Here is a 20,091-nt window from a genome sequence, read left to right on the forward strand (position 1 = left end):
GAAGACGAACACTTGGTCCGCCCACATCGCGCAGCGATCGATCGCACTGAAATCGCCCAAGCGAAAGCATCAGCGCATCATCTGCGAATGAAGCGGCCGGCTATGCAGCGGGACGATCCCACCAGCTTCGGAGAGCGAAGCTCGCTCCGGCATTAGCGCCGCAGGTTCGAGCGCGGATGACGCTAGCGCTGCATCCAGACTAGTCCCCACACGACACGTCGTCGCTCGGAGCCCAATTCCAGTGAGGGTGTGCTCTTCACGCAACATACTCCGGCAACAACCTGTAGTACATTTGAACGATGGTTCGTCGATTTGATTGAGGAATATCATGAAGAACACCCTGTGCCTCGCTACAGCGATTGCAGTTCTCGGCCTCTCCAGCGCCCAGGCGGCAGATCTTGCGGCCCGCCCCTATGTCAAGGCGCCTCCCATGGTGGCAGCCGTGTACGATTGGACCGGGTTCTATGTCGGCGGCAATGTCGGCTATGGCTGGGGCGAGAACACCGATCCCCGCCTCAGTTTCGTCAATCCCGGCAATGCTGGAAACATCGGGTCGTTTTTGTCGACCGGCCTTCCCGGCTTGGCCAGCGGTAATCTGTTCCCCAACCTTAATCCGAACGGCGTTTTCGGCGGACTTCAGCTCGGCTACGACAAGCAGTTTGGTACCTGGGTGCTCGGCGGCGTTGCAGATATTCAAGCCGCGGATTTTCACGCGAGCCGACTGGTGACGACACCGTTTGCGACCACCGGCGCCAATGTCGATGAAAGCCTCTCCGCAAAGATCAACTGGTTCGGTACGCTGCGCGGCAAACTCGGCTACGCAGTGAACGACTGGCTGTTCTACGGCACCGGCGGCCTTGCCTATGGCCGCACCGAGAGCAGCATCGGCTTTGCGTGTACGCCGGGAGGTGCCGGTTGCGGCGGCGTGAGCTTCGCGGGGACCGCGGCCGAAACGCGGGTTGGCTGGAGCGCGGGCGCCGGCTTGTCGAAGGCCTTCGGGAACTGGAACGTTGGCCTCGAATATCTCCACGTCGACCTTGGGCGCTCATCGGTCACAGCCGTCGATCAGCTCGGGACCTTTCCCACCACGACGATCACGCAGGGCCAGCGTTTCGTCGTCGATACGGCCCGCCTGACCGTCAACTACAAGTTCGGCGGCGCGCCGCTCGTCGCAAAATATTGAGCCGCATTTTGCTGGTTATAGCGAGGGGTCCTGTTGAGCCCTCGCGAAACCCATCATTTCGCGACGGCAGGTTTCGCCGACGCGCTTCGACGTGTGTGTACGCTGTATCGATCCCCACGCCGTAGCGTCGGCAAGGGCGATCGCGCCATTCCACGATCTCTCTCGATCGCAACAAATGCGTGGGCACGCTTTCCGCCTTCGCTCTTCGAGCTACGGCGGACAAGTCGCTTCGCCCACCTTACGAGACCTTCGCCTTAAGCCGCGTGCGGCTGCCGGCCGGCGCCTTGCGGCGGGTTGATCTCCTTCAGGCACACATCGCTCTGATGGATGGCGAGGATGTTGATGCCGAGCGCCATCAGCTGGTAGCCGTTGTCCACCAGCCATTGCTCGAGCTGCCGGAGATCCGTCTTGATCTTCTCGATCAGCAGGATCGGGCGATACGCCTTGATCGTCGCCTGCGCACCGGCCAGGGCCTCCATCTCCATGCCCTCGATGTCGATCTTGATGAAATCGACCCGCGGCAGATTGAGCTCATCCAGCGTCATCTTGCGCACGATGACGGTGTTCTCGGTGTAGTCGATCGGCTGGCCGATGAATTCGTTGCTCGGGCGCGGGCGCAGCTCAAGGCTGCCGAAGCTCGACGGCGTGAAGTAATTCGGATTGGGCACCGCCATCGTGCCGGACTCCGAGGACACAGCCGCATGCACCGCGAGCGCATTGAAGCAGTTGTTGATGGCGATGTTGCCGGCCAGCGCATAATAGATCCGCTCCTGCGCCTCGATCGCGATCACCGAGCCCCAGCCCGTCATCGCGGAGGCCCATTCGATCGTGTGCACGCCGATATTGGCGCCGCAATCGAGGGCGATGACACCATCGCCGTGGTGCTTGCGGCGCAAGGCCAGCAATTCGAGCGCGATCTTGACCTCGCCGGGATCGAACGCGGCGGCCTCCAGGATCTGATAGCCGACGCCATAGCCGCGGTCGGGGCTGACCATGCGATAGTCGAACCGGTTGACGATCATCGTGCCATGGCTGGACGACGTCATGACAAAGGCCAGCTTTTGCCCCGCGATCGGCATTGCAGAATCTCCTCGCACCTTGAGTGGATGCCGTTATCGCAGTGGGCGCTTATGCGAGGCTTGCCCCCGCCCTGCAGGATGGGTAGAGCGACAGCGAAACCCATCATCCCACGACGACCTCTTGGTGGGTTTCGCTGTCGCTCTACCCATCCTGCGCAGCCGTCGTAACGCCGGCCGCCACCAAGGATCATCCCATGACCACCCTCCTCCGTATCGCGGCCTTCTCCGACGGCAACAGCGGCGGCAATCCCGCCGGCGTCTGGATCGGCGAGGCCCTGCCCGGGGCCGCGGCGATGCGGGCGATCGCGGCCGAGGTCGGCTTTTCCGAGACCGCCTTTGCCGCGCCCGAGGGCGAGGCCTGGCGCGTCCGCTATTTCTCGCCTGCGATGGAGGTGCCGTTCTGCGGCCACGCCACCATTGCGCTCGGCGCCGCGCTCGCGCACCGCTTCGGCGATCGGAGTTTTGAGCTGCACCTGAACGCTTCAGCCATTTCCGTGTCGGGACAGCGTAACGGCAGCACCATCGCAGCCGCGCTGCAGTCGCCGCCGACGCGCAGCGCGCCGCTCGATGCGTCGCTGCGGGAAGCGTTGCTGGATCTGTTCGGCTATGCAGGCTCCGATCTCGACCCAAAGCTGCCGCCGGCCAGCATTCACGGCGGGGCCGACCACGTTCTCCTCGCCCTGCAATCGCGCGATGCGCTCGCGCGCATGGCCTATGATTTCGACCGCGGACGCGCCCTGATGGAGCAAGCAGGTCTGGTCACGATCGCGCTGGTGACGGCACAGACGCCGCGCCTGTTCCATGTGCGTAATGCCTTTGCCGCCGGCGGCGTGGTCGAGGACCCCGCCACGGGCGCGGCCGCCGCCGCATTCGCCGGCTACTTGCGCGACATCGGCTGGCCGCATGGCGGCGCCGTCGACATCGTCCAGGGCGAAGACATGGGCGCGCGCTCGCTGATCCGCGCCGAGATCGGCGCGGCCAAAGGCAGCTCGATCCGGGTCTCGGGCACGGCGCGCTTCATGGAAAGTTGATGCGAAAACCCCTGACGACTGGGGCCGACTGGGGCGCCGTCAATTGCCTCTCAGGCTCAGGATATAGTCCGAGAGCGCATCGGCCTGATCGGGCGCGATCACGAGGTTCGGCATGTTCTGGTGGCTGGTTCTCCAGAATACCTTGAGAGAGAGCGCGGTGGTGCCGTTGCGGTCGGCGACGGCCTGGAAGCTCGGGGCCAGGTCGAAGAACCCGGCCATGTGCGGCTCGATGGCGTGGCACTGTTGACACCAGGCCTGCGCGAGGCGATGTCCTTCCGAGACCTTGCGTGGCGACAGCCCGGATGCACCGGCAGCGGTATGGACCACGCTGAAGAGAAACAGCACCGACAACGCGATCAGGACGGCGAGCCCGATGTAAACTCGAACGCTGCGCGACATCGCTCTGACCTCGCCTTTGCTGCGGTGACTTGATAAGCGTAGGTCCGCGCGCGCGGCGGACAATTGATCTGCGTCAAGTGGCCGGCGCGATGCGCATAGGAAGAGGTGCAGCGCTATCTTCCGGGAAGGATGACCATGAACGGCAATCGCTATTACGGCGTCCGCGTCGAGGGCGCGAAATACGGCGTCGGCTTCGGCTCGGCGCTCGCCATCGCGATCTCCTATACCAACAACCACTCGATCCTGTGGGCGATCATCCACGGGATCCTGGGCTGGCTCTACGTGATCTTCGTCGCGTTGTTTCGCTGACGGCCCGCCAATGTCCACTCTCCAGCTTCGAGACCCATCATGACCGACGCCACCAAATGCCCGAACTGCCAATCGGAGCACGCCTATCAGGATCGCGACCTCTGGGTCTGCCCGGAATGCGCCCATGAATGGAGCGCTGCGGGTGATGCGGCCGCGCCAGCTCCGCAGGAGGCCGGCGTGCGCGATGCCCATGGCAATCCGCTCGCTGACGGCGACAGCGTCATCGTGATGAAGGACCTCAGGGTCAAGGGCTCGTCCTCGGTCGTCAAAGGCGGCACCAAGGTCCGCAACATCCGTCTCCAGGACGCAACCGACGGCCACAACATCGCCTGCAAGATCGACGGCATCGGCGCCATGAACCTGAAGTCGGAGTTCGTGAAGAAGGCGTGAGCCTGCGCGGACGCGGATCGCCGGACGAGGTGCGCGCCGATTCCCCGCGCAACCGTCCATCATGGCATCATGCGCCTGTTTTGCCCGACGGGTCAACCCATATTCGGTATCGCCGAAATCCAGACGTCGGCGCTTCTACTGTGCATGGGGTTGTTTTCGCGATTTCGTTGATCTGCCGGGCGCAGGCCTCTGCTGTGAGGCCTTCACGAGCGCCGGACCTCGGCACGCTCGAGCTCTGCCGCTGCGCGAGGTGCCTCCTCGCCGAACACCAAGCGCCATCCCTTGCGCGTGTCCATGTATTCCCTCACCTCGCGGATGCGGTCGCCGGCCAGCGTGAACACGAAGCAATAGTCGTTCTCGTAAGCCTTGCCGCCGGCGAGCGTCGCGCGCATCCGCTCTTCCACGATCACGACATCGCCGTCGGCGTAGACGCCGCGAAAGGCGACATCGATTCCGGAGAACATCCGGTGCATCTCCTGCGCGATGAAGCGCGCGATCTGCTTGGCGCCGACCATGTGGTCGGTGTGGTCGAGCGCGACCGCCGTGGCGTTGCCTTTCGGCGCGATCCACTCGGCGTCCTCCGTGAACAGCGCCGCAATGCGATCAGCATCGCGTGACGAAAAGGTTTTCCAGGCGTTGAGTACGACGTCCTTCGGGCTGGTCACGATGCGCTCCCTCGTTTGTGTCGGCGTGAGGGTGGCGTTCTAGGCCGGGACGTGTGTTGCGGCTCGCCACAATCGGACTCGGTCATCCCGCGGCTCTTCCACCCGCACCGGCATGCGCTATCATCCGCCGATGCTGAGCTTCGAGACCTGCAACGCCGCGCGGCTGCGCCGCGATCCCCGCTATGACGGCCGCTTCTTCACCGCGGTGAAGACGACGGGGATCTATTGCCGTCCGGTCTGCCCGGCCAAGCATCCGCTGACGCGCAACGTCGCCTATTATCCGACGGCGGCCGCAGCCGAGGCTGCCGGGTTCCGGCCTTGCTTGCGTTGCCGGCCCGAGACCGCGCCGTTCTGCCCGGCCTGGAACGGGACGCGCTCGACGGTCGCGCGCGCGGTGAAGCTCATCAATGCGGGTGCGCTCGACGAGGATAGCGTGGTGACGCTCGCAGCGCGGCTCGGCATCTCATCACGTCATCTCGCACGGCTGTTCGAGCGCCATGTCGGCGCAACACCACAGCAGCTTGCCAGAACGCTTCGCGTCCAGCGCGCCAAGCGCCTGCTCGATGCCGGCGATCACAGCATGACGGACATTGCATTCCAGTCCGGCTTCGGCAGCCTGCGCCGCTTCAACGCCGCCTTCGCCGAGCTCTATGGCCGTTCGCCATCGAGCCTGCGCGCGGTGCGCAGAACGTGATCGCTCAGAAGAAGCCGGGGCTGAGATCGAGCCCATAGGTCAGGCTCAGCACGAACACGAACAGCGCGGCGGCTGCGAACGATGCGAGATGCCGCACGATGAATTCACGCGGCGAAGTGGTGACAACAACGGCTTTTTGCGCAACGGGCATGACGGTCTCCATTATGAAAACGATTCTTGGCCGCCAATATGCGGCGCCCGCATCAAGCGCCGCGATCTGCGAAACAACTATTAAGGAGATCACACTCGTCTTGAACCGCGGTACACAAGTCGCGCGTTACGAGAACTTTTTCTGCGAGAAGATTCTCAGCCCGCGCATCAACGCCCGCGACACGGGGGACTGCGCCAAAAAAAATGGCCGGGACGAAGCCCGGCCATGACGTCGTGAAAAGCCCCGGCACCGAGCCATCGGCTCGGCGCGACAGCGGCTTAGCGGGCAGAGCCCACGGTCGCAGTCTTCACCTTGCGCGGCGCCAGGACGCTGGCCTGGAGCGCCGTCACGCTGGTGGCGGGGGCCGTCACCTGCTGCTCGACATGGGCGGCGCCGAGCACGCGGACCTGCATCGGCGAGGCCGGAATGCCGTTGGCCTCATAGGCCGGCAGCTCGGCGGCGAAGGTGGCAGTCGTGCCCGCAATAGCGAGGACAGCGGCTGCGATCGACAGAGTCTTCTTGTTCATGGTGATGCTCCAAAGAGAAGTTCGGAGCCTATGTAAGCCTGATTTGCTGCATCGCGACATGCATCGCTGCAACGCAATATCGCGCCCCATGCATGGCAATATGTTTAATGCGCCCAAGGCCTTGGACGAATCGTTCGCCCCATAGCTTGTTCAGCCAGTCATCATGTTTATCCCGCTACTGGAAGCGGAGGGAACCAAAGTTGCATTTGGGCAACACTGGCTTGAAAAGCCCGTTCGGGGGGATTTGCGCCATTGCACCGCCACACCGTCCTCCGAACAATTGACGCGCCGCGTGCTTGGCTGTGCAATCTGGTTCGCTCACGAACCTTGGAGGCAGGGATCATGAATGATCGGCGGTCTCTTCTGGTGGCGGTCTCGTGCCCCTCGGCCGTGATGGCCGGTTGGTTGGCGCTCTCCCTCTCTGCTTATGCCCCGGCCTTGATCGAGAACAGCGGCGCCAATGCAGCCACCGTCTCCCGCGCGAAAGATCTCACCCGCCTCGAGCTTGCCGACATCCCGCGTGCAGCGACAATTGACGATGGCATCGCACTGACTGCCGACATCGCCGCCGCCGCGGCTGTGACTCCGAGCGTCGTGCTGGTCGAAGCGCCAGCGGCCGAGACGCCCGTCCCCGCCGTTCAACTCGCCTCGGCCGATCCGACCGAAATCGTGCCGGCGGCGTCGCCGGCACCTCAGGTCGCGCCTGAGCCCGAGCCTGTCGCTAGCGAGGCCAAGGCTGAGACTAGAGCTGAGGCTCCAACCGAGGCCGAGTCCGCGCCGGAGCCCACCGTCAAGCTCGCGTCCGCCGATCCCGGCGACGTCATGCCTTCGGAGGCGTTGTCACCCGCCGCGATAGCCCGCTGGCCCGTCGCCGAAAGCAAGGCATCGCCGCCCGCCGACACCGTAGCCGTGCTCGACGAATGCTTCGTCATGGATGCCTGCATCGACCGTTATCTCTGGACGCTCTATCAGCGCACACCGAAGGAAGACTCGATCAAGGTTGAGGACCGCCGCGCCGTCGCCGTCAAGCGTAGAGGCAAAACTGTCACGGTGATGCGCAGCTTCACGAAGCTCGTCGACGAAGATTTTGCCTGGAAAGATCCGAAAGCAGCTGCGCACGCCAACATGGCGTTGATGGATTATGTCATTGGCGGCATGGACAAGAGCTTCAAGCAGAAGTTGTTTCGCATGCTGCTCGCGGCGGAAGCCGCTGGTCTCTCGCCCGGAATCACCAGCGCATTCCGTGACGATTATCGCCAGGAGATCGCGAGCGGCCTGAAGGCAGCCTCCAACCGCTCCTATCACGGCGGCAGTCTTCGCGGCGGCTACGGTCACGGCATGGCCGCCGATATCGTCAGCACTCAGGGCAACAACCGCGCGCAGCGCTGGGCCTCGACCGAAGTGCTGTGGAAATGGGTCGATGCCAACGGCAAGGCCCTCGGCATCGGTCGGCCCTATCTCGACCGCGATCCACCGCATGTCGGTCCGATCGACGGCCAGGAATATATCTCGAAGCGTAGCGGCGCGACCGACCGCAAGGAGGCCGCCAACGCCAAACCAAAGAAGGCGCGCATTGTGGCCAGCGCCAAGTCATCCAAGTCATCAAAGACGCAAGCCGCACGCGAGCAAAAGAGCTCGGCAAAACCGCAGAAGTCGGCGCAATCCGCCGGAAAGCGGACGACCTAACCTTGATCTTAGGTGCCTGACACCGGCAACGGCACGAGACGCATCTCGGCCGATCCTGCCTGCTCGGTGCGAACGAGCACGGCAAAAATGGTCTCGACCGCAAGCCGCACCGCCGCCTCGATCTCGCTGCCCTTGGCGAGGTGCGCCGCGATTAGAGCAGTGAGAAGATCGCCGGTGCCATAGGGGCGGATCGGCAGCCGCGGCGTTGCAAAGCGCGACAATTGCCCGTGAGCACACAGGATCGTCTCCACCTGCCCCGCTGGCGTGTCGACGAGCGTGCAGCCAGTGGCGACGACGTCGATCCGGTGTTGCGCCGCCATCGCATCCGTCGCGGCGCGCAGGCCGTCCGCGTCCGTGATCTTGACGCCGGAGAGCAGCTCGAGCTCGAACTGGTTCGGCGTGATCAGACGAGCGGCCGGCAACAGCCGGTGCCGCACCACATCCAGAATACCGTCGGCGACATAGACGCGGCCGTCGTCGCCGATCACGGGATCGCAGAGATAGACGAGCTTCGAATTGCGCGACAGCGCGCGCTCGACGAAATCGGCGATGACGCCCGCATTTCCGGGCGAACCGAGATAGCCGGTAACGAGCACGGCCGCTTCATCGACGAGGTCCCGCTCCTCGACACCCCGCAGCAGATCGGCGACAAGCTCAGCGTCGAGCACTCGCCCGCGCAAGGTCGGGTAGCGCGGATGGTTCGACAGCAGCGTCGTGGGCACGGCGGCGACGTTGACGCCCTCCGCCTGCATGGCGTAGGCGGCCGCGCTGTTGCCGACATGGCCGTGGACCACCTGGCTTTGAATGGAGATGACGAGCATGCAGAGGTCCGTAAAAGCAATCGCGCCGCGGTGCAAGCGCCGTCCTGATCACGAAATGTCGTAGTCAAGCCCCGGCCGCAGCGCCCGCATCGTCCGCGCCAGCCGCCGGTGCCCGCTCTCCTCCGACCGCGCCAATCGACCGGCGATCGCGACATGGTCGGCGTCGCTCTTGTGCTGATTGAGCTTGGCCTGCCCCTCGACCTGATCGACCACGAGATCGACGACGCGGATCGCGGCCAGCATGCTCTCGCGCTTGCCCGGCTCCATCTGCGCGAGAGCCCACGGCTGCTTCGGCAGCCGCGCCTCGGCGACCGCCAGCAGCGCGTCGCCATGGCCGCGGTTGTCGTCTTGCGCGCGCAGATGCGCCACACCCGACAGATGCACGGCCTCGTACAGCCAGGTCGAGACGTTGTCGGACGACGAATACCAATCGTTGGAGATGTAGGCATCGTCGCCGGCGACGATCAGCAGAAAGCGCCTGACGCCGTCGGCAAGCTCGACCAGCGGATTATTTGCCGTGAGATGGATCTGCACGATGGTACGCCCATCGCGCCGATCGAGCACGAACGGCACGTGCGAGGCGCACGGGCCGTTCGCATCCGTCGCCACGATCACACCGAAGCCACGTCGGCCCGCAAATTCCAGTGCGCGCTGCTCCTCGATGCGGAATTGGGGGCGAAGGACATGCATGGCGCGACGCTTGAGCTGGGCGGTGGGCGGTGGGCGGTGGGCGGTGGGCGGTGCAAGGCTATCCCATCGTTCCACGATTCCGAAACGATATTGGGCCGCAAATCCAGATGTCAGGAATGACGCCCGCGTCGTGCAAGCTCCTCGAGATAGGCACAGAACATGTCGGCGAGCCCATCGGCGTGACGGATGATCTCCGCATCGCTGTGGGGCGTCTCCGAGAAGCGTTTTCCCACCTCGGCCAACGTCGTCTTGATCAGCTCCCCGGCGAGCTCGCGCGTCGTGTCAGAGGCTTTCGGCAGCGCCTCGCGCATGAAGGCTGCGACGATGCCCTCGCCGGCCGCCCGCGCCTCCTGCGCCTCGGGCGCATCACGATAGAGCGGTGCGGCATCGCTGAGCGCGCCGCGGATCGCGGCCTCCTCGCATTCGGAGCGGATGAAGGCGTGGACGAGCGCGCGCAGCCGCGCCGGTGGCGGCTTCATCCGGTCCGCGAGAATTTCGCGCAAGAGCTCGCTTGTGCTCCGCCACTCGTCGCTCTGCAGGCGGAACAGGATCGCCGCCTTGTTCGGAAAATATTGATAGAGCGACCCGACGCTCACTCCAGCCCGCTCCGCCACGCGCGCGGTGGTGAAACGCTGTGCTCCTTCCTTCGCCAGGACCTGAACAGCAGCGTCCAGAATGGCAGCCACCAGCTCGTTGGAGCGGGCCTGTTGCGGCTGTTTTCGTGAGGAAACTGAATGACTTCGACGATCGGCCATGGTGCGCCCAGGGGAATGCGAATAGGAAACGCGACGAATTAGTCGTATTTCAATCCGTACGCAAGCACGCGCTTTGCCGCGAACACTGGAGACATCGAATGACCAACCCAACCATCACCTCGCTTGCGCCGCTGCTGGATCGCCTGTTCGACGAGGACGAAGCAGCACGCGGCGCGACGCGAGCCGCCCTCGCCGATGTGACCGACGCCGACCGAGCCCGGATGATGCAGAGCAAGACCGATTACCGCGATCTCTATGCACGCCTGAAGGACGCACCGCTCGCTGTCTCGCGCGAGACGGGCAGTCTACTCTACATGCTGGCGCGCTGCTCGCGCGCGAAGGCGATCATCGAGTTCGGCACATCGTTCGGCATTTCGACGCTGCACCTGGCCGCAGGCTTACGAGACAATGGCGGCGGCCGCCTCATCACCAGCGAGTTCGAGCCCTCCAAGGCGGCACGCGCGCGAGAGAACCTCAGGGACGGCGGGCTGATTGATCTGGTCGACATCCGCGAAGGCGATGCGTTGAAGACGCTGAGCGTCGACCTGCCCGATCAGATCGATCTCGTGTTGCTGGACGGAGCCAAGGCGCTCTACCCGGAGATCCTCGATCTGGTCGAAAACGGTTTGAGGCCAGGTGCAATCATCGTTGCCGACAACGCCGACGACAGCCCCGACTATCTGGCCCGGGTCCGCAGGCCCGGCAGCGGCTACATGTCAACGCCCTTCGCCGACGACGTCGAACTCTCCGTGCGGATCAATTAAAGCAGCATCGAGCAGCCCGCGACAATCCTAGAGCCGCCGCGCACTTCCTCGCGCGGCGGCTCTGTGTCGCAGGCTCGTCACTCAGACGTGATACCCGTTCCCGGCAAAAAGCACTTGCGCGTGCTAAACATACCTACCGTGCGGTATCTTTCGCGCGCGCCATGCTCGGGATCGCCATGACGTCCGCTTTTACCTCCTACGCCGCGCTAGCCCTCGCCATCGTTTTCGAGGTGACGGCGTCCGCTTTCCTGCAGCAGTCTGCGCAATTCACCCGGCCCTGGTCGACGCTGGCGATGGTGCTGTTCTATGTTGCCTCGTTCTACGCGCTGTCGGTCGCAATCCGGGTCATTCTCTTGAGCGTCGCCTATGCGATCTGGGGCGGCGTCGGCATCATCCTGACCGCCACCGTTTCCTTCGTGCTGTTCCGCCAGATGCTGGACGCCGCAGCCTTCGTCGGAATCGGACTGATCGTCTCAGGGGTCGTGGTCATCAACCTGTTCTCGCAGACGACGGCGCATTGATGCCCGTGAGCGCTTACACCCGCTCCAAGCAGCCCGAGCAGGTGCGGCGCGCCCTGCTCGATCGCGCGGCTGCGATCGCCATGGACCACGGCGTCTCCGGCGTTACGGTTCAAGCCGTCGCCGCGGCGGCCGGCGTCACCAAGGGCGGGCTGTTTCATCATTTCGGGAGCAAGCAGGCACTGATCGAAGGCCTGTTCGCGGATCTGCTCGCCCGCGTCGACGCCGAGATCGACGCGGCCATCGAAGCGGATCCGAAGCCGCGCGGCAGTTTTACGCGCGCTTATGTGAATGCGGTGTTCACCGGCAAAGCCTTCGGCTTCGCCACCCCCTGGGCGGCACTGAGCATGGTGGTCGTCACCGATCCCTCGCTGCGCAAGCTCTGGAACGACTGGATGAAGACGCGACTGAAACGCCACCGCGCCACCGATGCGACGCCGGAACTCCAGATCGTGCGTCTCGCCGCCGACGGCGCCTGGCTGTCCTTCGTCACGACAGGACAAACCCGCATGAATGCCGATCTGCGCGCCATGCATGACCGGCTGATCGCGCAGACCTATCGGCGCGGGTAGCCGAGATCCGGACTACTGGCCTTGCGCCGGCTTGGGCGGCCTCGGCCTGGCTCTGGATGATTTAGCGCCAGATTTTGCCGGGGCACCGGGAGGCGGCGTATCGACCGACACCAGATAGGCAGCGAGCGCCTTGGCGGTGTCGGGGCCGGCCGAATAATGGTCCTGAAGGAACCAGGACAGCGTCAGGCTATAGCGCCCCTTCGCGAGCCCCCGCGGGCTGCGATGGCAGGCCGCGCAGCCATCCGCGAAGAGTTTTTCGGGCGATTTGCCAGCGTCGAGATTTTGCGCGGACGCAAGCGGCGCCGTCAGCACAACGCCTGCCGCAGCAATGGTCCCAAGAATCACCAGAGGCGCGATGACCCCGCGCCCCGGTCGAAATAGCGATCTCACTGTCGTCCCCTAGCCCGTCCTGCGATCACGCCGCCAGCAACTGATCGAACTCCGGCGGCGCGTAGGCCTTGCCATCCTGATCAGTGATGACGACCTGCCATCCTTCGCTCGCCCAAACTTTTGCCTTCGCCACGATGAGCAAGCGGCTCTCGCGGGCAAAACTGTACTTCTCATTGTCGCGTTCTGCGACCATTTTATAGGCCAATGCCCATCCCCTTGCGTTGCCCCGCACCCGTCCTCGTCGTGGCAGCGGGCTTTGGCGGCAATTCGCCGGGAGCATGGCAATTTGGTGCCCTTCACGGTGCATTGCGCGCCGTGCCGCATCTTGAATGCGATTCTGCTTGTCGGGAGCTGGGTCGCCGCCCCGCCCGCGGACGCGGAGGTGCAGAGCCGTCAGCCGGGCTCCGGCCTATCGCCGCCGCGATAGAACCGATAGCGTCCGGCATCCGCTCAGTGGACGCGGATCACATGTGGCCGGCCGAGATCAATCAGGCCCTGCACGGCCGATAGACGGTCGTCCAGTGCAGCAATGGTAAGCAACAAATTATTGCGACGCTCGTCGAGCATACCCATCTCGGCGCCGGTGAGCTTTGTGCTCGCCCGCTCCTTGTGGATGCCGTCAAGGGATTTGCGCAGGCCGGCAATCAGGCCGGCCAGCTGCTTGGCCTCTTTGGTCATCGACCGCTTCGCGACATTTTGGCGACGCGTCTCCGCTTGGTTCTGTCTCATCTTCATCCTCCCGTAGCCCCGCTGCCCCGAGTGGATGCTTACAGCTTTGAGTACACATGTTACGATCGATGAAATCTGCCCGCGAAGAACTTTCTTAAATTGTATGCGCACGGAACCCGCGCCAGCCCAACAAAAAGCCCGGCGCGGCGGCCGGGCTTTCGTTGGCAAATGCTAGTGTTTCTCGTGACCGCCGCCGGGGCCACCGCCGTGCGGAGCGGCATTGATGTGCGGAGCACCACCGCCACCACCCGGATGCGGCATCGCTGGCGCAGCCGCGCGCGGCGCCGGCATCTGCGCGTGCGCATTCATCGGCGCACCATGGCTGATGTTCGGCTGAGCCATGTGCGGCATGGCAGGTCGAGCAGCGGGCCCAGCGGACACACGTGGCGCTTCATGTGCACGCGCCATCGGCTGCGGACGCGCCGCGGCCCGAGCGGCGGCTGGTTCGTGCATCATCCGTGCCTGGGCGTCACGGGGATTGCGCGCCTGAATAGCGGCCCGCTCATGCGAGATGCGCTCGCTTCGCCCGGCGCCGGCCCGATCGGCCGTCACGGCAACGTCGCGCTTCGTGATGGCAGCGTCACGCCGTGCCGTCGCAGCATCACGCCCGGAGATCGCAGCGGCGCCGTTGACATTACCCTTTCCGCGCATGCCTTCGCGTCCCAGAGCGACCGCGGCATCATGTGTCGCCGCGCGGCCGATCCGAGCGGCGTACGGATCGATCGTCATCCGCGTCGCGAAACGTTCATGCGAGGTCCAGTAGTTATTCCAATAGGCATGGCGCTGATACCAGGGGCGTCCCGCATAGTAGCTCGACCAGTACGAGCTCAGCACGAAGGGAACGACGGGCAAGTCGACCTCGTCGGCATAATCGGGCAGATAGACGTAGTGATTGCGGTAGAGATATTCGAGATACTGCGACGACACCCAGCCGCGGTCGTCGGAGAAGCTCACGTCACACCAGACATTGCCGCGCAGGCAACCGTGGATGTTGACGCGGGCGCCCTCGGGAATGCGATCGACCAGGGGAAAGCCCGCACCGGGGCCGGCGCGCAGACCGGTCGAGACGGTGACGATACCCGGCGCAGCCAACGCGGCCGTCGGGGCGAGCAACAGTGCTGCAATTAAAGCGGTTCTGAGCCTCATGGCGAAGTCCTCCTCTGAGAGGCGGAACGCGCGAGAGGAATGAAGCGTTCCGCTCGCAAAGGTCGCATCAGCCAAAAGATTGAGACGCACGCCGTGTGCGCAGTTCAATATTCATCCGCCATTCATCGGCGCGGCGCGCTTCGGTTCACCTGCAACATGAAGCCGTCGAAATAGGCGGCAAGCCCAGCGAAGTCATTGAGCGGCAGCACCTGCGCAACGTATTGGTCCGGCCGCACCACGACGATGCAGCCAACCCGCCGATCGATACCGCGCATCGTGAAAACGTCGTGTCCGCTCTTGAGGTCCGGACAGAACATCTTTTCGTAGTCCACCAGTCCGTAGCGGCCTTTGCGCGGCAGCAGCAGCTTGGGCATCGCCTCGATGGCGAGTTCGCGATGGTCCTGCTGAAACACTGCGCGCAGATCGATCACGGCATCGATGTCGGCATGTTCGGGCGTGTATCGTTTCACCGGCGATTCCTCGGCCTCGGTGAGGAAATGACACAATGCGCGAATGGCGGAGCCAGCCGCGGTCGGATTTTCCGCGCCGGAGAATGCATAGACGCGGAAGCGGCCGTCCGCTTGCGCCGCGTGGCCAAGATGCACCGGCTTTGCGTCGCCGAGCCGGATCACGGGCGCCGAGTGGAAGCGCTTGCCGATAACGAGGCCTTGCGCGAGATGCTGATGCGAAGCGGCGCCAGTGAGGATCGACGGCGTGTAGTGCGTCGCCGTACCCGCCGTGTAGCGTCCGTGCCGGACAAAATAGTCCTGTGTCTTCGCCGCATCGGCGCCGCCGACCTTGGCTGCGGAAGCGAGAATGCCGGCCCATTCGCGATCAAAATCGATCAGCTCTTTCGCCACCGCCTGTCGCTCGGCCGAATAGGAATGCAGCAGGCTCGGCGCGGACTGCTTGCGCAGCACGGCAGCAAGCTTCCAGCCGAGATTGAAGGCATCCTGCATCGAGACGTTCATGCCCTGCCCCGCCTTCGGGCTGTGGGTGTGGCAGGCATCGCCGGCGATGAAGATGCGCGGCAGGCGCGTGTCGATCTCGACTTCCGGCACATCGTCGAACTTGTCGGTCAGGCGCTGGCCGATCTCGTAGACCGACCACCACGCGATCTCCTTCACTTCCAGCGTATGCGGCTTCAGAATCCGCTGCGCTTTCGCGATCACGTCTTCGGCGGTGATATTACGATTGGCAACCCGCTCGCCGATTTCGAGCTTTGCCAGTTCGACGTAAAGGCGGACCATATAGCCGCCTTCGCGCGGAATGATGAGAAGGCTGCCGTCCTTCGCCGACTGGATCAGGGCCTTGAAGCGGATATCAGGAAAATCGGTGATCGCCAGCACATCCATCACGCCCCAGGCGTGATTGGCGGAATCGCCATGCAGCTCACGGCCGATCGACTTGCGCACCGTGCTGCGCGCGCCGTCGCAACCGACGACGTAACGCGCCTTGACGGTCTCGACCTTACCCTCATCGGCGGCATCGACACGTTCGAGGCGCACGGTCACGACATGATCGGTGGGCCCTGCGGCCGGATCGACCTGGAGGTCGAGCAGGCGCCTTCCGTAATGGGGCTCAAGCTTGGCCGGTGATTTGCGCATGACGTCGAGAAATCCGTCATGGATGCGCGCCTGGTTGAGAATGACATGCGGGAATTCCGACAGCCCGTCCTCGACGTCCTGCACCCGGCCGCTCCGAACGATCTTCTCCGGTGCCCGCTCGTCCGGCTTCCAGAACATCGTCTCGTTGACCCAATAGGCTTCTTTCAGCACGCGCTCGCTGAAGCCGCAGGCATGGAACATCTCCATGGTGCGGCAGGCGATACCGTCGGCCTGCCCGACCAGCAGACGGCCCGGCTTCTGCTCGACGATGCAGGTCTTGATATCAGGAAATTGTGCCAGCTGAGCAGCGAGCGTCAGGCCCGCCGGGCCGCAGCCGACGATGAGAACATCGACCTCCGCAGGCACGGCGCCCGCTGCGCCCGGGGGCTGAACGCGCTCGGCGGGATCAGCGATCTCAGGATCGCCCGGCTGAAATCCGTTGAGATGGAATTGCATGAGCACCTCTCCCGGGAAACGTTCTGTTTGGATATTGCTCAGTATGCTGACTATCAGTATACTTGTCAATCATCCGCGCCGTCCCTGCCCTCGAGGAGACTTCGGTGAAAGACAACAACGACATGCCCGGCCATCTGGCGCGCCGGTTCCAGCAGATCGCGGTCGCTGTCTTCCTCGCCGAGGTCGGCGAAGCCGGATTTGATCTCACGCCGGTGCAATACGCCGCGCTCGCGACCATCAAGGTCAATCCGGGCCTCGACCAGGTGACGCTCGCAGGATTGATCGCCTATGACCGCACCACCATCACCGGCGTTGTCGATCGCCTCGTGCAGAAGGGCCTCGCCGAGCGACGTGCCAGTCCCCGCGACCGACGTGCGCGCGAACTCGAGATCACCGACGAGGGTCGCCGAACGCTGCGCAAGATCACACCGGCCGTCGAAGCCGCCCAGCGCCTCATGCTGCGCGGTCTCAGTCCAAAGGAAGGCGAGGAGCTGATGCGCCTTCTGCGCAAGGCCATTGCGGCCGGCAACGAGCTCAGTCGCGCGCCGTTGCGCAATGCGCAGACGTAGCAGTTCCAGGTGTCCGTATTTGTCGCAGTGCCGCGAAACCAGGAGCTAACCTTCGGCTGCTATCGTGGCCCCAATTCTGCGCTTAACGCGCGATTAACTTTGCCGGCTTGGAGTTTCGGATGTTCAGGTTCGTCATTGCGACCGCAGTCATCGCCCTGTCCGCCGGCCATGCGCTCGCAAACGGCCATGGCGGCGGCGATGCCCCTCCTCCGCCGAAGCCCGAGGCGACCGCCGCGCCTGCGAAGGTGGTCCTGACCAAGCAAGGTCCCAAGCTCGTCGACCTCAAGGGGATGACGCTCTACACTTACGAGCGCGACACCACCGGCAAGACGTCGAACTGCAACGGCAAGTGTGCCGAAAGCTGGGTGCCGCTCGCCGCAACAGCCGAGGCCAAGGCCATCGGCGACTTCACCGTGATCAACCGTGAAGACGGCAGCAAGATGTGGGCGTACCGTTATCGTCCGCTCTACACGTCACCGGCCGACAAGGCGCCGGGCGATGCCAATGGCAACGCCACGACGCTGCAATGGCGCATCGCCCGGCCTGACAATTAAGGCGCAAACGGCGCGCGGCCGCCACTCGACGTACCCGCGAGCTTGGCATGAGCTGCGGAATCGACCGAGGCGTAATTCACCTCGGGCGTCCAGTGCAGCGCTGCGTACAGCACCACACCGGCCAAAATCGATCCGTACAGACCGAGCGTGGCCAAACGCCACTTGCGCACGACGCGACGGTCGTCCTCGTTCAATTGATCAATGAAATTTTGCATGATGCCTCCAATGGCAACGAGCCACTGAGACATAGCCCAAACGACGCGAGGCGCCTGTGAAGCAATTCACCTTTGGCGGCCGCTTGGCATCGATCGACACGGCCTGCCATTCAAGGTTCAGTGATGCGACTGACGTGACGGGTCAGATCAGTTGTCTCACCCGCGCCAGCTGGGCCCGGTATCGATCTGAGCGCTCTGTCCGGGCGGCAGCACCACGACGGTCGCATTGAGCTTCACCCGGTCGAACAGATCGATCACGTCCTCATTGCGCATCCGGATGCAGCCCGAGGAGATTGCCTGCCCGATATATTCCGGCTGGTTGGTGCCATGGATGCGGTAGAGCGTGTCCTTGTTGCCGACAAAGAGATAGATGCCGCGGGCGCCCAACGGATTAGCGGGCCCACCCGGCACGCGCGCCGGATAGGGCCCGAGCCGCGCCTGGATGTCTGCCGTCGGCACCCAGTCCGGCCATTCCGCCAGACGGCCGACGCGCGCAACGCCCGAGAAGGCCATCGCCTCCTCGCCGACGGCGACGCCATAGCGGATCGCCTTACCGTCGGGCAGCACATAGTAGAGGTAGCGCGCATCGGTATCGACCAGGATGGTACCCGGCTGCTCCTTACGCGGATAATCGACGATGTGGCGGAGATATTGCTCAGGCACATTCGCCTGGGCGTAAGGCGTGTGCGCAAGCAACTGGCGGTCGCGCGCCGTCATGCTCGCATCCGTCGATGGCGAAAGCGTCGTCTGCATGCAGCCGCCGAGCGGCAGCGAAGCAAGGACGAACAAAACGAGTAGAGATCTTGGCACCGCCGGCCCCCCAATAGCGGATAGCAGCGCCCCCAGCACAGCGAGATGCTGCCCAAATCGTGCTGAAAACAAGGCAGCGCGGAACACGTGCCCGTGTTCGGAAGATCCGGTTCCAACACCACAAACGGCGGAAGACCGTCGCAGTCTCTCCATCGCCTCGCCTTGCTTTGGTCAAACCCGGCTGGACTCGTGCGCCATCGGGCCAACCGCATCAGACTGGGATGGGCCATTCAACCGATCGGCTCGCGCTAATGCGGACGACCAACGCTTCAGAGGAGCTGCGATGCTCGCGACGCTGAACAGTCGGCAAATCGTCGATGAGATCGTGAAGGACACGGTCAAGGACAACGATCCGCACGACGCGATCCAGATTTCGCCCGACGTGGTGCGGGCTTCGCGCGCGAGCAGCGATGCGCCAACGCTTGCACCAGAGTTCACGGCCCGCCCGGAGCCGAAGTTTTTGCCGGAGACCCGGCATGGTGTGGAGCCGAAATTCATTCCGGTCTCGGAGCCTCCCGCCGTGGCGGTCGCGGCGCCGCAAGCGGCAACGCCCTCGGTCGACACCGCCGTGCGCGTGACGACGAATGATGGTCACAGCCGACCGAAGCGATCGGCTGCCAGAAGATGGCTGCGCGGTGCGTTCGTGACGTTCTTGTTTGCGGGTGGCAGCGCCGCTGCCACCATCGCCTGGGAGAAGCACGGTGACACGGCGACGCAGATGCTCGCCGAGTGGACACCGGCCCTGGCATCGCTGCTGCCCTCGACGTCGCAGACCGCGCCGGTCGCAGCCGCGCAAGCCGCGCCGCCCGTCGAACAAGATCAGACCGCTGACCAAACTGCGGCGCCGCCCGCAGCACCGGTTGTCGCGGCCGCAGCCGCACCTGCGCCTGCCGCCGCGCAAGCCGCCGATGCCACACCATCGGTGGAAGCAATGACACGCGACATCGCCGCGATGTCGCAGCAGATCGAGCAGCTCAAGGCAAACATCGCCGAGTTGAAGGCTGGTCAGGAGCAGATGGTCCGTGAGATGGCGAAGCCGCCGGCACCAAAGCCAGTGGCCGAGATCAAGCCGGTCGATCCGCGCGCACGTTTGTCGGCGCTGCCGCCGCGAGCGCCGGCTCCGATGCCGCCACCGGCTCGCAAACCGAAGCCGGTCGTGTCGCACACTTACATGCCGGCTTATTCGCCGCCGCTCGCGCCTCCACCGCCGCCTTCACAGGCTGCCGCGGTCCCGTCGCCGGCGGCACCGCCTGTCGTGACGACGCAAGCCGTTGCCGATGATGACGGCCCCGTCGTGCGTCCGCCAATGCCGGTCCATTAGAGCTGCGTCGAGAGACCAGCATCAAACGTCAATGCAAGCTGTCCGACTCGCTGCGATGCG

The 20,091-nt window shown here is 64.2% G+C and carries 28 protein-coding genes; 13 read left to right on the forward strand and 15 right to left on the reverse strand.

The genetic code is table 11. The features are described from left to right. Positions 1–328: 328 nt before the first annotated feature. Entirely contained in the window at positions 329–1,183 is an 855-nt protein-coding gene (locus tag ACWAT4_RS22435) for an outer membrane protein (protein ID WP_212299594.1), read from the forward strand. Between the two features lie 254 nt (positions 1,184–1,437). Here ACWAT4_RS22435 and ACWAT4_RS22440 read toward each other — a convergent pair whose 3' ends face one another. Further along, positions 1,438–2,262 (reverse strand): FkbM family methyltransferase, encoded by an 825-nt coding sequence (locus ACWAT4_RS22440; RefSeq protein WP_212299593.1) that lies wholly within the window; start codon positions 2,260–2,262, stop codon positions 1,438–1,440. A 194-nt stretch (positions 2,263–2,456) separates the two neighbouring features. On the opposite strand from ACWAT4_RS22440, the gene ACWAT4_RS22445 reads away from it, so the two are divergent. Next, positions 2,457–3,293, forward strand: a complete 837-nt coding sequence (locus ACWAT4_RS22445) for a PhzF family phenazine biosynthesis protein (RefSeq protein ID WP_449728091.1) — start codon at positions 2,457–2,459, stop codon at positions 3,291–3,293. 39 nt (positions 3,294–3,332) lie between these two features. Here ACWAT4_RS22445 and ACWAT4_RS22450 read toward each other — a convergent pair whose 3' ends face one another. After that, positions 3,333–3,692: a c-type cytochrome gene (locus tag ACWAT4_RS22450; RefSeq protein ID WP_212299591.1), complete on the reverse strand. Its 360-nt coding sequence runs from the start codon at positions 3,690–3,692 to the stop codon at positions 3,333–3,335. A 135-nt stretch (positions 3,693–3,827) separates the two neighbouring features. On the opposite strand from ACWAT4_RS22450, the gene ACWAT4_RS22455 reads away from it, so the two are divergent. Beyond that, on the forward strand, positions 3,828–4,001 hold the full coding sequence (locus tag ACWAT4_RS22455; protein WP_018644642.1) for a hypothetical protein: 174 nt from the start codon (positions 3,828–3,830) through the stop codon (positions 3,999–4,001). Positions 4,002–4,040: 39 nt separating this feature from the next. Next, a complete protein-coding gene (locus tag ACWAT4_RS22460) occupies positions 4,041–4,391 on the forward strand; it encodes a zinc ribbon domain-containing protein YjdM (protein WP_212428451.1) in 351 nt (116 codons plus the stop codon). A gap of 203 nt (positions 4,392–4,594) precedes the next feature. Here the strand turns inward: ACWAT4_RS22460 and ACWAT4_RS22465 are convergent, their stop codons facing one another. Next, the gene (locus ACWAT4_RS22465) at positions 4,595–5,056 is read right to left on the reverse strand and encodes a nuclear transport factor 2 family protein (protein ID WP_212443626.1); all 462 of its coding nucleotides are present in this window, start codon (positions 5,054–5,056) and stop codon (positions 4,595–4,597) included. Between the two features lie 112 nt (positions 5,057–5,168). Here ACWAT4_RS22465 and ACWAT4_RS22470 point away from each other — a divergent pair, with 112 nt between their 5' ends. Beyond that, positions 5,169–5,750 (forward strand): bifunctional transcriptional activator/DNA repair enzyme AdaA, encoded by a 582-nt coding sequence (locus tag ACWAT4_RS22470; protein ID WP_249209746.1) that lies wholly within the window; start codon positions 5,169–5,171, stop codon positions 5,748–5,750. Positions 5,751–5,754: 4 nt separating this feature from the next. On the opposite strand, the gene ACWAT4_RS22475 is transcribed toward ACWAT4_RS22470, so the two are convergent. Next, positions 5,755–5,901: a hypothetical protein gene (locus tag ACWAT4_RS22475; RefSeq protein ID WP_212299588.1), complete on the reverse strand. Its 147-nt coding sequence runs from the start codon at positions 5,899–5,901 to the stop codon at positions 5,755–5,757. Between ACWAT4_RS22475 and ACWAT4_RS22480 the strand changes: the two genes are divergently transcribed. Next, positions 5,900–6,130, forward strand: a complete 231-nt coding sequence (locus tag ACWAT4_RS22480) for a hypothetical protein (protein ID WP_449728092.1) — start codon at positions 5,900–5,902, stop codon at positions 6,128–6,130. The genes ACWAT4_RS22475 and ACWAT4_RS22480 overlap by 2 nt on opposite strands. A gap of 49 nt (positions 6,131–6,179) precedes the next feature. On the opposite strand, the gene ACWAT4_RS22485 is transcribed toward ACWAT4_RS22480, so the two are convergent. Further along, complete coding sequence (locus tag ACWAT4_RS22485; RefSeq protein ID WP_212299587.1) at positions 6,180–6,428, reverse strand: hypothetical protein; 249 nt, start codon at positions 6,426–6,428, stop codon at positions 6,180–6,182. A 342-nt stretch (positions 6,429–6,770) separates the two neighbouring features. Between ACWAT4_RS22485 and ACWAT4_RS22490 the strand changes: the two genes are divergently transcribed. Then, positions 6,771–8,114, forward strand: a complete 1,344-nt coding sequence (locus ACWAT4_RS22490; protein ID WP_449728093.1) for a M15 family metallopeptidase domain-containing protein — start codon at positions 6,771–6,773, stop codon at positions 8,112–8,114. Positions 8,115–8,122: 8 nt separating this feature from the next. On the opposite strand, the gene pdxY is transcribed toward ACWAT4_RS22490, so the two are convergent. From pdxY to ACWAT4_RS22505, 3 genes are all read right to left on the reverse strand, one after another. Then, positions 8,123–8,935, reverse strand: coding sequence for a pyridoxal kinase (gene pdxY, locus ACWAT4_RS22495; protein WP_449728094.1), 813 nt, complete (start codon positions 8,933–8,935; stop codon positions 8,123–8,125). A gap of 48 nt (positions 8,936–8,983) precedes the next feature. Further along, complete coding sequence (locus ACWAT4_RS22500; RefSeq protein WP_449728095.1) at positions 8,984–9,625, reverse strand: FMN-binding negative transcriptional regulator; 642 nt, start codon at positions 9,623–9,625, stop codon at positions 8,984–8,986. 110 nt (positions 9,626–9,735) lie between these two features. Continuing rightward, a complete protein-coding gene (locus ACWAT4_RS22505; RefSeq protein ID WP_449728096.1) occupies positions 9,736–10,380 on the reverse strand; it encodes a TetR family transcriptional regulator in 645 nt (214 codons plus the stop codon). A gap of 98 nt (positions 10,381–10,478) precedes the next feature. Here ACWAT4_RS22505 and ACWAT4_RS22510 point away from each other — a divergent pair, with 98 nt between their 5' ends. The 3 genes from ACWAT4_RS22510 (at position 10,479) to ACWAT4_RS22520 (ending at position 12,234) form a co-directional block, all read left to right on the forward strand. After that, on the forward strand, positions 10,479–11,144 hold the full coding sequence (locus ACWAT4_RS22510) for an O-methyltransferase (RefSeq protein ID WP_449728097.1): 666 nt from the start codon (positions 10,479–10,481) through the stop codon (positions 11,142–11,144). A 176-nt stretch (positions 11,145–11,320) separates the two neighbouring features. After that, entirely contained in the window at positions 11,321–11,665 is a 345-nt protein-coding gene (locus ACWAT4_RS22515) for a DMT family transporter (RefSeq protein ID WP_449728098.1), read from the forward strand. Beyond that, the gene (locus ACWAT4_RS22520; protein WP_449728099.1) at positions 11,665–12,234 is read left to right on the forward strand and encodes a TetR/AcrR family transcriptional regulator; all 570 of its coding nucleotides are present in this window, start codon (positions 11,665–11,667) and stop codon (positions 12,232–12,234) included. Before ACWAT4_RS22515 ends, ACWAT4_RS22520 begins: the two co-directional genes overlap by 1 nt. A gap of 12 nt (positions 12,235–12,246) precedes the next feature. On the opposite strand, the gene ACWAT4_RS22525 is transcribed toward ACWAT4_RS22520, so the two are convergent. The 5 genes from ACWAT4_RS22525 to ACWAT4_RS22545 all read right to left on the reverse strand — a co-directional run bounded on the left by ACWAT4_RS22525 (position 12,247) and on the right by ACWAT4_RS22545 (position 16,562). After that, complete coding sequence (locus ACWAT4_RS22525) at positions 12,247–12,624, reverse strand: hypothetical protein (protein ID WP_349629557.1); 378 nt, start codon at positions 12,622–12,624, stop codon at positions 12,247–12,249. A gap of 25 nt (positions 12,625–12,649) precedes the next feature. Then, positions 12,650–12,856 carry a hypothetical protein gene (locus ACWAT4_RS22530; RefSeq protein WP_212299580.1) on the reverse strand — a complete coding sequence of 69 codons (207 nt, stop codon included), beginning with the start codon at positions 12,854–12,856 and terminating at the stop codon, positions 12,650–12,652. A gap of 218 nt (positions 12,857–13,074) precedes the next feature. Further along, positions 13,075–13,302 (reverse strand): hypothetical protein, encoded by a 228-nt coding sequence (locus tag ACWAT4_RS22535; protein ID WP_246755538.1) that lies wholly within the window; start codon positions 13,300–13,302, stop codon positions 13,075–13,077. Positions 13,303–13,524: 222 nt separating this feature from the next. Then, positions 13,525–14,499 (reverse strand): SH3 domain-containing protein, encoded by a 975-nt coding sequence (locus tag ACWAT4_RS22540; protein ID WP_449728100.1) that lies wholly within the window; start codon positions 14,497–14,499, stop codon positions 13,525–13,527. A gap of 122 nt (positions 14,500–14,621) precedes the next feature. Further along, positions 14,622–16,562: an FAD-binding monooxygenase gene (locus ACWAT4_RS22545; protein ID WP_212428440.1), complete on the reverse strand. Its 1,941-nt coding sequence runs from the start codon at positions 16,560–16,562 to the stop codon at positions 14,622–14,624. Positions 16,563–16,666: 104 nt separating this feature from the next. Between ACWAT4_RS22545 and ACWAT4_RS22550 the strand changes: the two genes are divergently transcribed. Beyond that, on the forward strand, positions 16,667–17,131 hold the full coding sequence (locus ACWAT4_RS22550; RefSeq protein ID WP_449728101.1) for a MarR family winged helix-turn-helix transcriptional regulator: 465 nt from the start codon (positions 16,667–16,669) through the stop codon (positions 17,129–17,131). A 119-nt stretch (positions 17,132–17,250) separates the two neighbouring features. Then, complete coding sequence (locus ACWAT4_RS22555; RefSeq protein WP_449728102.1) at positions 17,251–17,685, forward strand: COG4315 family predicted lipoprotein; 435 nt, start codon at positions 17,251–17,253, stop codon at positions 17,683–17,685. On the opposite strand, the gene ACWAT4_RS22560 is transcribed toward ACWAT4_RS22555, so the two are convergent. Together ACWAT4_RS22560 and ACWAT4_RS22565 are read right to left on the reverse strand one after the other, a co-directional pair. Further along, a complete protein-coding gene (locus ACWAT4_RS22560; protein WP_212299574.1) occupies positions 17,682–17,900 on the reverse strand; it encodes a hypothetical protein in 219 nt (72 codons plus the stop codon). The genes ACWAT4_RS22555 and ACWAT4_RS22560 overlap by 4 nt on opposite strands. Before the next feature lie 156 nt (positions 17,901–18,056). Then, positions 18,057–18,653 (reverse strand): L,D-transpeptidase, encoded by a 597-nt coding sequence (locus tag ACWAT4_RS22565; protein WP_449728103.1) that lies wholly within the window; start codon positions 18,651–18,653, stop codon positions 18,057–18,059. A 340-nt stretch (positions 18,654–18,993) separates the two neighbouring features. On the opposite strand from ACWAT4_RS22565, the gene ACWAT4_RS22570 reads away from it, so the two are divergent. Next, positions 18,994–20,031 (forward strand): hypothetical protein, encoded by a 1,038-nt coding sequence (locus ACWAT4_RS22570; RefSeq protein WP_449728104.1) that lies wholly within the window; start codon positions 18,994–18,996, stop codon positions 20,029–20,031. Positions 20,032–20,091 lie beyond the last annotated feature (60 nt).

This window comes from Bradyrhizobium sp. T-1, assembly GCF_053592855.1.

Excerpts from the sequence above, each read along its gene's own strand:
- ACWAT4_RS22435 (WP_212299594.1), top strand. The coding sequence starts at position 329 with ATGAAGAACACCCTGTGCCTCGCTACAGCGATTGCAGTTCTCGGCCTC.
- ACWAT4_RS22440 (WP_212299593.1), bottom strand. The coding sequence starts at position 2,262 with ATGCCGATCGCGGGGCAAAAGCTGGCCTTTGTCATGACGTCGTCCAGC.
- ACWAT4_RS22445 (WP_449728091.1), top strand. The coding sequence starts at position 2,457 with ATGACCACCCTCCTCCGTATCGCGGCCTTCTCCGACGGCAACAGCGGC.
- ACWAT4_RS22450 (WP_212299591.1), bottom strand. The coding sequence starts at position 3,692 with ATGTCGCGCAGCGTTCGAGTTTACATCGGGCTCGCCGTCCTGATCGCG.
- ACWAT4_RS22455 (WP_018644642.1), top strand. The coding sequence starts at position 3,828 with ATGAACGGCAATCGCTATTACGGCGTCCGCGTCGAGGGCGCGAAATAC.
- ACWAT4_RS22460 (WP_212428451.1), top strand. The coding sequence starts at position 4,041 with ATGACCGACGCCACCAAATGCCCGAACTGCCAATCGGAGCACGCCTAT.
- ACWAT4_RS22470 (WP_249209746.1), top strand. The coding sequence starts at position 5,169 with ATGCGCTATCATCCGCCGATGCTGAGCTTCGAGACCTGCAACGCCGCG.
- ACWAT4_RS22480 (WP_449728092.1), top strand. The coding sequence starts at position 5,900 with ATGACGGTCTCCATTATGAAAACGATTCTTGGCCGCCAATATGCGGCG.
- ACWAT4_RS22475 (WP_212299588.1), bottom strand. The coding sequence starts at position 5,901 with ATGCCCGTTGCGCAAAAAGCCGTTGTTGTCACCACTTCGCCGCGTGAA.
- ACWAT4_RS22485 (WP_212299587.1), bottom strand. The coding sequence starts at position 6,428 with ATGAACAAGAAGACTCTGTCGATCGCAGCCGCTGTCCTCGCTATTGCG.
- ACWAT4_RS22490 (WP_449728093.1), top strand. The coding sequence starts at position 6,771 with ATGAATGATCGGCGGTCTCTTCTGGTGGCGGTCTCGTGCCCCTCGGCC.
- pdxY (WP_449728094.1), bottom strand. The coding sequence starts at position 8,935 with ATGCTCGTCATCTCCATTCAAAGCCAGGTGGTCCACGGCCATGTCGGC.
- ACWAT4_RS22500 (WP_449728095.1), bottom strand. The coding sequence starts at position 9,625 with ATGCATGTCCTTCGCCCCCAATTCCGCATCGAGGAGCAGCGCGCACTG.
- ACWAT4_RS22505 (WP_449728096.1), bottom strand. The coding sequence starts at position 10,380 with ATGGCCGATCGTCGAAGTCATTCAGTTTCCTCACGAAAACAGCCGCAA.
- ACWAT4_RS22510 (WP_449728097.1), top strand. The coding sequence starts at position 10,479 with ATGACCAACCCAACCATCACCTCGCTTGCGCCGCTGCTGGATCGCCTG.
- ACWAT4_RS22515 (WP_449728098.1), top strand. The coding sequence starts at position 11,321 with ATGACGTCCGCTTTTACCTCCTACGCCGCGCTAGCCCTCGCCATCGTT.
- ACWAT4_RS22520 (WP_449728099.1), top strand. The coding sequence starts at position 11,665 with ATGCCCGTGAGCGCTTACACCCGCTCCAAGCAGCCCGAGCAGGTGCGG.
- ACWAT4_RS22535 (WP_246755538.1), bottom strand. The coding sequence starts at position 13,302 with ATGACCAAAGAGGCCAAGCAGCTGGCCGGCCTGATTGCCGGCCTGCGC.
- ACWAT4_RS22540 (WP_449728100.1), bottom strand. The coding sequence starts at position 14,499 with ATGAGGCTCAGAACCGCTTTAATTGCAGCACTGTTGCTCGCCCCGACG.
- ACWAT4_RS22545 (WP_212428440.1), bottom strand. The coding sequence starts at position 16,562 with ATGCAATTCCATCTCAACGGATTTCAGCCGGGCGATCCTGAGATCGCT.
- ACWAT4_RS22555 (WP_449728102.1), top strand. The coding sequence starts at position 17,251 with ATGTTCAGGTTCGTCATTGCGACCGCAGTCATCGCCCTGTCCGCCGGC.
- ACWAT4_RS22560 (WP_212299574.1), bottom strand. The coding sequence starts at position 17,900 with ATGCAAAATTTCATTGATCAATTGAACGAGGACGACCGTCGCGTCGTG.
- ACWAT4_RS22565 (WP_449728103.1), bottom strand. The coding sequence starts at position 18,653 with ATGCAGACGACGCTTTCGCCATCGACGGATGCGAGCATGACGGCGCGC.
- ACWAT4_RS22570 (WP_449728104.1), top strand. The coding sequence starts at position 18,994 with ATGCTCGCGACGCTGAACAGTCGGCAAATCGTCGATGAGATCGTGAAG.